The organism is Methylobacterium sp. WL6 (assembly GCF_008040095.1).
Lineage (GTDB): Bacteria > Pseudomonadota > Alphaproteobacteria > Rhizobiales > Beijerinckiaceae > Methylobacterium.
In genome coordinates this window covers 1-8,641 of sequence record NZ_VRVH01000197.1, presented here as the reverse complement: position 1 = coordinate 8,641, position 8,641 = coordinate 1, and the positions used below count along the sequence as shown (strand labels likewise).

Annotated in this window: 7 protein-coding genes; 2 read left to right on the top strand and 5 right to left on the bottom strand. The window is 73.6% G+C overall.

Annotation, left to right across the window (positions count from 1 at the left end; all coding sequences use genetic code 11):
• Both FV230_RS20300 and FV230_RS20295 read right to left on the bottom strand, forming a co-directional pair.
• Positions 1 to 1,004: sigma-54 dependent transcriptional regulator (locus tag FV230_RS20300; RefSeq protein ID WP_147843670.1), on the bottom strand; the 1,004-nt coding region annotated here is incomplete at its 3' end.
• A gap of 7 nt (positions 1,005 to 1,011) precedes the next feature.
• Entirely contained in the window at positions 1,012 to 2,496 is a 1,485-nt protein-coding gene (locus FV230_RS20295; RefSeq protein WP_246694937.1) for an ATP-binding protein, read from the bottom strand.
• A gap of 280 nt (positions 2,497 to 2,776) precedes the next feature.
• On the opposite strand from FV230_RS20295, the gene FV230_RS20290 reads away from it, so the two are divergent.
• Positions 2,777 to 3,775: a bifunctional riboflavin kinase/FAD synthetase gene (locus FV230_RS20290; protein ID WP_147843669.1), complete on the top strand. Its 999-nt coding sequence runs from the start codon at positions 2,777 to 2,779 to the stop codon at positions 3,773 to 3,775.
• Positions 3,776 to 3,781: 6 nt separating this feature from the next.
• Here the strand turns inward: FV230_RS20290 and FV230_RS20285 are convergent, their stop codons facing one another.
• From FV230_RS20285 to FV230_RS20275, 3 genes are all read right to left on the bottom strand, one after another.
• Positions 3,782 to 4,555, bottom strand: a complete 774-nt coding sequence (locus FV230_RS20285; RefSeq protein WP_147843668.1) for an anti-sigma factor — start codon at positions 4,553 to 4,555, stop codon at positions 3,782 to 3,784.
• A 48-nt stretch (positions 4,556 to 4,603) separates the two neighbouring features.
• On the bottom strand, positions 4,604 to 5,245 hold the full coding sequence (locus FV230_RS20280) for a sigma-70 family RNA polymerase sigma factor (protein WP_147843667.1): 642 nt from the start codon (positions 5,243 to 5,245) through the stop codon (positions 4,604 to 4,606).
• Between the two features lie 97 nt (positions 5,246 to 5,342).
• Complete coding sequence (locus tag FV230_RS20275; protein ID WP_147729027.1) at positions 5,343 to 6,485, bottom strand: patatin-like phospholipase family protein; 1,143 nt, start codon at positions 6,483 to 6,485, stop codon at positions 5,343 to 5,345.
• 445 nt (positions 6,486 to 6,930) lie between these two features.
• Between FV230_RS20275 and ispG the strand changes: the two genes are divergently transcribed.
• Entirely contained in the window at positions 6,931 to 8,250 is a 1,320-nt protein-coding gene (gene ispG / locus FV230_RS20270) for a flavodoxin-dependent (E)-4-hydroxy-3-methylbut-2-enyl-diphosphate synthase (protein WP_147843671.1), read from the top strand.
• Positions 8,251 to 8,641: the final 391 nt, after the last annotated feature.

Here is an 8,641-nt window from a genome sequence, read left to right as displayed (position 1 = left end):
GCCGTCAGCCGCTTCCCCCCGAGCCCGGCGCCGGCCAGGAAATGCTCGGCCAGCGGCAGGATGTCGGCGAGGCGCTCGCGCAGGGGCGGCAGCGCGATCGGGACGACGTTGAGGCGGTAGTACAGGTCCTCGCGGAACGTGCCGGCGGCGACCATCCCCGGCAGGTCGCGGTGGGTCGCGGCGACCACCCGCACCGCGACGGCGACCGGGCGCCCGCCGACCGGCGCCACGACCTTGTCCTGGATCACCCGCAGGATCTTGGCCTGCATCTCGCGCGGCATGTCGCCGATCTCGTCGAGGAACAGGGTTCCCCCGTTCGCCTCGCGGAACGCACCGGTTCGGTCCGTCACCGCGCCGCTGAACGCCCCGCGGACATGGCCGAACAGCTCGCTCTCGAGGAGGTCGCGGGGGATCGCGGCGCAGTTGACCGGGACGAAGGCGCCGGAGCGGCGCTTCGCGTAGGTGTGGAGCGCGCGCGCCACCAGCTCCTTGCCGGTGCCGGTCTCGCCCTGGATCAGGATCGTCGCATCGCTGTCGGCGGCGAGCCCGATGGTCTTCTGCACCCGCCGCATCCCGGCGCTCGACCCGACGAGGCCGTCGCCGGCGCCCGGCTCGCCGGCCGCGGCCGAGGGGATCGCCGGCCGGTCGAGCATCGCGGACAGCACCGCCGCGAGGTCGGCGCGGCCGACGGGCTTCGTCAGGTGGTCGTGCGCGCCCAGCCGCATCGCCTCGATGGTGTTGCCGGCATTGGCGTAGGCCGTCAGCACGGTCACCGGCGGTGGGCTGTCCTGCGCGCGGATGCGGGCGAGCACCGCCATGCCGTCGAGATCGCCCGGCATGCGCAGATCGAGCAGGATCGCGGCGACCCCCGGCTCGGCCGCCAGCCGCGACAGGGCCTCGCGGCCCGAGGCCGCCACCAGGGGCCGGTGGCCGAGATCGGCGATGGTCTCGGCGAGGCTCTCGGCCAGGGCCGCGTCGTCGTCGACGATGAGGATCAGAGCCATATCGCCATCAGAGCCAGGGCAGGTCGATCTCGAAGGTGGCGCCCACGGTCGATTCGACGAGCCGCACCTCGCCGTCATGCGCGCGGGCGATCTCGCGCACGATCGCGAGGCCGAGGCCGGTGCCGTCGGGACGTCCGGTGGCGAAGGGCTCGAACGGCTCGGCCCGGATCGCGTCGGGGACGCCCGGCCCGGTATCGGAGACGGTGAGGAGCAGGCGCGCGCCGCGAGCGTCGCCGATGCGCGCGGCGGCGAGCCGGACGAGGCCGCCCTCGGGCACGTGCTGGAGCGCATTGAGCACGAGGTTGTCCAGCGCCCGGGCGATCTGGCCGGCATCGATCGAGACCCGGGCGCCGGCCGGCAGCCCGTCAGTCTCGACCGCGAGCCGCACGCTCTGCTCGCGGGCCAGATCCTCGTGCAGGCGGGCGCTGGCCTCGAGCAGGGCGGCGACGTCGGCGGGCGCACGCACGGGCGGCCGCGCCTGCGTCAGGCCGAGGAGGTCCGAGAGCAGCCCGTCGATGCGGGCGACCTGCTCCAGCACGGTCTCGATCGCGCCGCGGGCGCGGGCCGGATCGCCGCTCGCCAGGGCGTTCTCGGCCTTGAGGCGCATCGCCGAGAGCGGGTTGCGGATCTCGTGGGCGACGCTCGCCGAGAGCCGCCCGACCGCGGCGAGCTTCTCGGCCGCCACCGCCCGTCCCTGCGCCTCGCGCAGGCGCGCGCTCGCCGCGTTCAGCGCGTCGACGAGGCGGTCGAGCTCCGGCTCGCCGGTCGGCGCGAGGTCGGGCAGGTCGCCGCGCTCGGAGCGCGGCGCGGCGAGCTGCGCCTTGAGCCGGGCGATGTGGCCGGAGAAGCCGTAAAGGAAGCGCCCGAGGAACAGCGCCGAGCCGAGCACGGTCGCCGCGAGGAAGGCGAAGCCGGCAAGCAGCTGGCGGTAGGCCGGGCCGTGATCGGTCTGGATCCGCGCCATGGTCCAGGCCGTCGCGCCGACGATCGGGCCGCGCAGGGGGCAGGCCTGGAGCAGCAAGGCCTGCGTCCGGCTCGGGCGGCGGAGCGCCACGGGCCGCTCGGTGCGCAGCGCGTCGGCGTTGATCTGCGCGATGCTGTCGCGCTCGGCCGCCGGCAGGTCGGTCTTCGGCCCGGTGCCCTCGTAGGTCGGGAAGGCGTAGGCGACCGAGCCTTCGGACGCGGTCCAGATCCCGCCCTCGACGCCGGGCGAACGGGCGAGCGCCACGCTCACCGCATCGGCGAGGTCGGCGCGCAGGGCGGCGTCGACCGCGCGCGTGGACGGCATCGCGCCGGCGACGAAGGCGGTGCGGTCGACGATCTCGCGGCAGGCGCGGGCGACCGCGACCTCGGCCTGGCCGACCTGCACGTCGGCCGACTGGCTGTAGAACGCGAACAGCAGGTAGGCGGTGGCCGCGGCGGAGGCGAGCAGCAGCAGCCAGAGCGCGAGCAGCCGCGCCCGCAGCGAGCGCGGCATCACCGGCCGCGCCATCGCCGGGCTCGGTCGAAACCTGGGTCGAAGCGGATCTCGCGCACCGGGCGTCTCGGCCCCTTCATCGGCAAGGCGCCACCGCCTCGGATGCTGCCGGTGGTCGCATGTTCCGGCCGGGCGACCAAGCGGGCTGAGCGGATGTCGGGTCGGGCGGGCTCGACGGTCCTGCGGAGGCCCCCCCCTCGCTTGACCGCCCCGGCGGTTTTCGACAGGGTCCGCGGCGCTGCAATCCGCGGTTCCGGCGAGGGCCGCCGCACTGGACGATCCGCAAAAGCTCCCGATGGCGTCAGGCGACGAGACGGCTCCCGAGGCGGCTCCCGGGCCCTTCACGATCTGCCGCGAGGACGAGCCGGTGCCGGCAGCGCTTCGCGGCGCCGTCGCCGGGATCGGCAATTTCGACGGGGTCCATCGCGGGCATCGCGCGCTGGTCGCGGCGGTGCGCGCCGCCGCCGACGAGACCGGGGTCCCGGCGGCGATCCTCACCTTCGAGCCGCATCCCCGAGCCTACTTCGCCCCCGACAAGCCGATGTTCCGCCTCACCGGCGTCGCCGCCCGCGAGATCGTCTTCCGGCGGCTCGGGCTCGACGGGGTGATCGTGCGCCGGTTCGACGCGGGCCTCGCCGGCACCGGGGCGCGCGACTTCGTCGATCGGCTGCTGCGCGACGACCTCGGCCTGTCGGGCGTCGTCGTCGGGCACGACTTCCATTTCGGGCGCGGGCGCGAGGGCACGCCGGCGATGCTGGCGGCCCTGTGCGCCGAGGTCGGCCTGTCGTGCCGCATCGTCGCGCCGGTGGCGCTCGGCACCGAGGCCGACCCGGTCTCGTCGAGCGCGATCCGGCGGGCGCTCGCCGAGGGCGAGGTGGCCCGCGCCAACGCGCTGCTCGGCTACCGCTGGTTCGTGATCGCCGCCGTGCGGCACGGCGACAAGCGCGGGCGCACGCTGGGCTACCCGACCGCCAACCTCGCGCTCTCGGACTGCGCCCTCGCCCACGGCATCTACGCGGTGCGCGTGCGCCTGCCCGACGGCACGATGCGGGACGGGGTGGCGAGCTACGGCCGCCGCCCGACCTTCGACGACGGCGCGCCGCTGCTCGAGGTCAACCTGTTCGGGTTCGCGGGCGACCTCTACGGGCAGGAGATCGCGGTCGAGCTCGTCGGCTTCATCCGCGGCGAGGAGCGCTTCTCGAGCGCCGAGGCGCTGATCGCCCGCATGGACATCGATTCGGCCGAGGCGCAGGCGATGCTCGCCGCCGACCGGACGCCGTCGATGCTGGACTGAACGGCGTCAGGGCGCCGAAGCGAGCGCGAGCGCGGCGTGGCGCAGGTCCTTCGCGTCGTGGCCGCCGCTGACGGCGTAGGCCGAGTCGCCGGTGGTCCAGGCCAGCGTCGCGCCGTCGCCGGCATCGGCCACCTCGGTGGCGAGCCCGGCCGCGTGCACGAGCCCAGTCGCGCGGCGCCGGGTCGCGAACAGCGAGACCTCGCCGAGCTCGCCGGCCGCGAACGCCACCTCGATCCCGGTGCCGCTGCGGGCGGGAAACACCTGCACGTCGCGCACCGTCCAGCCCTCGGGGACCGCGGGCAGCGCGATGCCGGTCGCCGCCGAGAGCCGCGCCCGGTCGTAGGCCGGCACGCCCTGCGCGCCGATGCGGACGCGGAGCTGCGCCACCTGCCGGGCCTGCTGCGCGTCGGCCACGAGCGCCGGGTCGACCGGCGAGGCGAAGGTGTCGGGCACCCCGAACTGGCCGACCTCGCTGTGCGCGAGCCAGCCCGCGCCGACGAGCACGGCGATCGCCGCCGCCCGCTTGAAGCGCGACGCGACGCGGTTCCAGCGCAGCGACCGGTCGAGGCGGCGGGCGGCGATGCGCAGGCGGTCCGGCCCGGGGCCGGGCGACGGCGCGAAGGATTCGCGCAGAGCGTCGCGGTCGTGCATCTCGGCCATCACGCGGGCCGCCACGTCGGGGTTGCCCGCCAGGTACGCCTCCACGTCGAGGCGGCGCATCACGTCGAGCTGCCCGTCGACGAAGGCGATGAGGTCGGTGTCTGCAATCGGGTCGGTCATCGCGGGTTCGTCCTGTCGTCTCGTTCGCCGTCGTCTCGCTCCGCGCCGTCAGAAGTCGCCGACGGCGCGGCGGGCAAAGGGCGCATCGCCCGGCCCCTCGGTGCGGCCGTCCCGGGTCACGAGGCGCAGGCCCGGCCGCTCGGGCGCACGTGGTCGAGGCTCGTCGGCGCCCTTCCGCGCGGCGTTCTCCCGCGCGGCGCCCTCGCCCTCCTCGAAGGCGCGCAACGCCGCCCGACCGCGGCCGAGGCGCGACATCAGCGTGCCGATCGGGATGCCGAGCACCGCCGCGGCGTCGGCGTAGGCCATGCCTTCGAGGGTGACGAGATGGAGGGCGGCGCGCTGCTCCTCGGGGAGCGTCAGGAAGGCGCGGCGGATCTGGGCGAGGCGCACCTGCCCCTCCTGGGCCGGCAGCGCCACCTCCTCGTGCATCTGCACCAGCACGTCGGCATGGCGCGTCTCGACGCGCTTGCGGCGCTGGTCGTCGATGAAGACGTTGTGCAGCACCGTCATCATCCAGGTGCGCAGGTTGGTGTTGGGCCGGAGGCTGCCTTCCGCCTCCAGCGCCCGCACGAGCGTGTCGTGCACGAGGTCGTCTGCCCGCAGGGTGTCGCGGGTGAGCGAGCGCGCATAGCGCCGCAACGGCACCAGGAGGTCGACGATGTCGGGGCGCTTGGTCTTGTCGGCGATCATGGAACGCTAACGGAGCGGCGCGCGGATTTAATCCGTCCGCGCGCCGGCGTGCCCGAAGGGTCGGGTGCGCCGGCGCACCCGACCCGGCGCGCTCGGCTTACTGGTACGCCTGCTGCAGGTCGAGCGAGCAGTCGCGGCCGATCTTCTCGTAGTTCTCGGCGAGCCAGGCCTGCGCCGCGTGGCGGCCCTTGTCGCGCAGGCGCTGGAACACGCGCCAGCGCGCGTCGAGCTTGGAGCCGGCATTGTAGGCGTCGAGCGCGTCGGTGCCGTCGATGCGGTGGACCAGCACCCGCTGGTACTGGCCCTGGCCGAGCACGCCCTCCTCGATCAGCCCGTCGACGAAGTCGATCGCGCGCAGCTCGCGCATCAGGTTGGCGTTGAAGGTGATCTCGTTCAGCCGGTCCTGGATCTCCCGCTCGGTCCGCGGGGTCTCGCGGCGCTCGACCGGGTTGATCTGCACCAGGAGGATGTCGCGGGTCACGGCGCCGCGATGCAGCGGATAGAGCGGCGGGTTGCCGAGGTAGCCGCCGTCCCAATAGGGCACGCCGTCGATCTCGACGGCCTGGAACACGGTCGGCAGGCAGGCCGAGGCCATCAGGTGGTCGACGGTGAGGCGCTCGCGCTCGAACACCGCGAGCTTGCCGGTCCAGACGTTGGTGGCCGAGACGAAGACGCCGGCCGTGCTCGCCTCGCGCAGGCGCTCGAAATCGACCTGGGCGGCGAGCGCCTTGCGCAGCGGGTTGATGTTGAGCGGGTTCGAGACGTAGGGGCTCGGCGTCAGCACCTTCGACCAGAACTCGATCACCGGGTTGCCCTTCAGCGCGCCGAACATCCCGTGGAACAGGCTGCGCTGGCCCGGCGAGAAGTCGCCGTCGAGGCTGACCTCGCGCCAGAACCGCTCGAGCCCGGCGCGGGCGCCCTCGGGGCCGTCCTTCAGCCAGCCGTCGATCATCACCACGGCGTTCATCGCGCCGGCGCTCGCCCCGGTGACCGCCTCGAAGCCGAGGCGCCCGTCCTCGATCAGCGCGTCGAGGACGCCCCAGGTGAAGGCGCCGTGCGCGCCGCCGCCCTGCAGCGCCAGGGCGACGTTCTTCTCCGCCCGCGGCCCCGCGAGCACGTGATGCGAGGGGTGGGCGGAGGGACGGTCGGCGATGCCGTCGGAGACCGGCCCGGGCACGGCGGTGACCGGGTTGCCAGGCTCGGGACGATCGGTGCAGGGCTGCGAAGTCGGCGTCATCATCGCCTCAACATGGATTGTTGCACTGCGGTATCAAAGGCCGCATCGCAGCATTTTTCTACGGACACGGCGGCGGCGCAAGCGCCACCGGTGCGTCGCGGTTCCGCGAATCGGCGCGGTGGAGGGCGACGGCCCGGCAAGCGCGACGCGACCGGAGCGCTCGCGGGATCCGGGGCGGGCGAGCACGATCCCGTTGGCGGACAACGCTTATCCGAGGCGGGGTCGGCACGATCGCGCCGGGCCGTGGCCTGCGAGAACTCGACATCGTGGGGCGGATGCGACATGACACGCGCGGTGCAGACATGCATTGCTGCAGGATTGACGCGGTCCCGCGTCAATCGCAGCTAAACGATCGACCGTGCAAGCTGATGGCGTGCTGCGCGCAGCCGCCGGCCGATCGCGACGTCGCGAAACACAAGGCCTTGAACGAAGGTCCACGATGGAAGCCATGCAAGCCGCCAGCCTCGACCAGAACCCGCTCGCCGCGCAGGCCACGGGCCTGACCGGACCGGAGATCGCCGGTCCGGCCCCGCGCCACCGCACCGTCGGGGTCCGCGTCGGCCAGGGCGAAGGCGCGGTGACCGTCGGCGGCGGCGCACCGGTCGTCGTCCAGTCGATGACCAACACCGACACCGCCGACATCGACGCCACGGTGGCGCAGGTCGCGCAACTGGCGCGGGCCGGCTCGGAGCTGGTGCGCATCACCGTCGACCGCGACGAGGCCGCCGCCGCCGTCCCGAAGGTGCGCGAGCGCCTGGACCGCATCGGCTGCCACGTGCCGCTGGTCGGCGACTTCCACTACATCGGCCACAAGCTGCTCTCCGATCACCAGGCCTGCGCCGAGGCGCTGGCGAAGTACCGGATCAACCCGGGCAACGTCGGCTTCAAGGAGAAGAAGGACGTCCAGTTCTCGACGATCATCGAGCAGGCGATCCGCTACGGCAAGACGGTGCGCATCGGCGCGAACTGGGGCTCGCTCGACGAGGCGCTGCTCACCCACCTGATGGACGAGAACGCCCGGCTGCCCCGGCCGATCGACGCCCGCGCGGTGATGCGCGAGGCGATGGTGCAGTCGGCGCTGTCCTCGGCCGAGCGCGCCGTGGAGCTCGGCCTGCCGAAGGACCGCATCATCCTCTCCGCCAAGGTCTCGGCGGTGCAGGACCTGATCGCGGTCTACCGCGAGGTCGCGCGCCGCTCGGACTACGCGATCCACCTCGGGCTGACCGAGGCCGGCATGGGCTCGAAGGGCCTGGTCGCGGCGTCTGCCGCCATCGGCGTGCTGCTGCAGGAAGGCATCGGCGACACGATCCGCTACTCGCTGACGCCGGAGCCCGGCGGCGACCGCACCGTCGAGGTGAAGGCCAGCCAGGAACTGCTGCAGACCATGGGCTTCCGCACCTTCGTGCCGATGGTCGCGGCCTGCCCCGGCTGCGGCCGCACCACCTCGACCACGTTCCAGGAGCTCGCCCGCGACATCCAGAACTGGATCGTCACCTCGATGCCAGAGTGGAAGAAGACCTATCCGGGCGTCGAAGGCCTGAACGTCGCGGTGATGGGCTGCATCGTCAACGGCCCCGGCGAATCGAAGCATGCCGACATCGGCATCTCGCTCCCCGGCACCGGCGAGACCCCGACCGCGCCGGTCTTCATCGACGGCAAGAAGGCGATGACCTTGCGCGGCGCGACGCTGGCCAAGGACTTCGAGACGGTGGTGATCGACTACATCGAGCGCCGCTTCGGCCAGGGCGCCCGCAACGCCGCGGAGTAGCACCGCCGCGCCTCCCCCTCCCCCGCACCCCAGTCGGGCACACCCCGGCTTGGGCACATGAAGGTGCAGGTTTGGGGCGAGCCCGAGATCGGTCGGGCGGAGGGACGCCCCGTTCCCCGAAACCTCCCTGTTCCCGCCCGCACGGGGGCGTGATAGCAGGGCGCCGAGATTCCGTGAGCGGCAGGCCCAGCGGCCGCCGTGGCCCGGCATTCGCGTTCCCGGTCGCATCCTCCGGTGGGACCCTCGATGCGCCACACCGCGAAACGCCGTGCAGGCTTGATGAGCCTCGATCGCACCCGATGACCCAACCCGTGACACCGGGCGGCACCGCCGCTCAGCCCGACGCCGCGGGCGTCCAGCCCGCCGCGGACGGCCCGGCCCTGGCCACGCC

Bases quoted from the DNA above. Each gene is read 5' to 3' on its own strand.
- FV230_RS20280 (WP_147843667.1), bottom strand. From the start codon at position 5,245: ATGATCGCCGACAAGACCAAGCGCCCCGACATCGTCGACCTCCTGGTG.
- FV230_RS20275 (WP_147729027.1), bottom strand. From the start codon at position 6,485: ATGATGACGCCGACTTCGCAGCCCTGCACCGATCGTCCCGAGCCTGGC.
- FV230_RS20285 (WP_147843668.1), bottom strand. From the start codon at position 4,555: ATGACCGACCCGATTGCAGACACCGACCTCATCGCCTTCGTCGACGGG.
- FV230_RS20290 (WP_147843669.1), top strand. From the start codon at position 2,777: ATGGCGTCAGGCGACGAGACGGCTCCCGAGGCGGCTCCCGGGCCCTTC.
- FV230_RS20295 (WP_246694937.1), bottom strand. From the start codon at position 2,496: ATGGCGCGGCCGGTGATGCCGCGCTCGCTGCGGGCGCGGCTGCTCGCG.
- ispG (WP_147843671.1), top strand. From the start codon at position 6,931: ATGCAAGCCGCCAGCCTCGACCAGAACCCGCTCGCCGCGCAGGCCACG.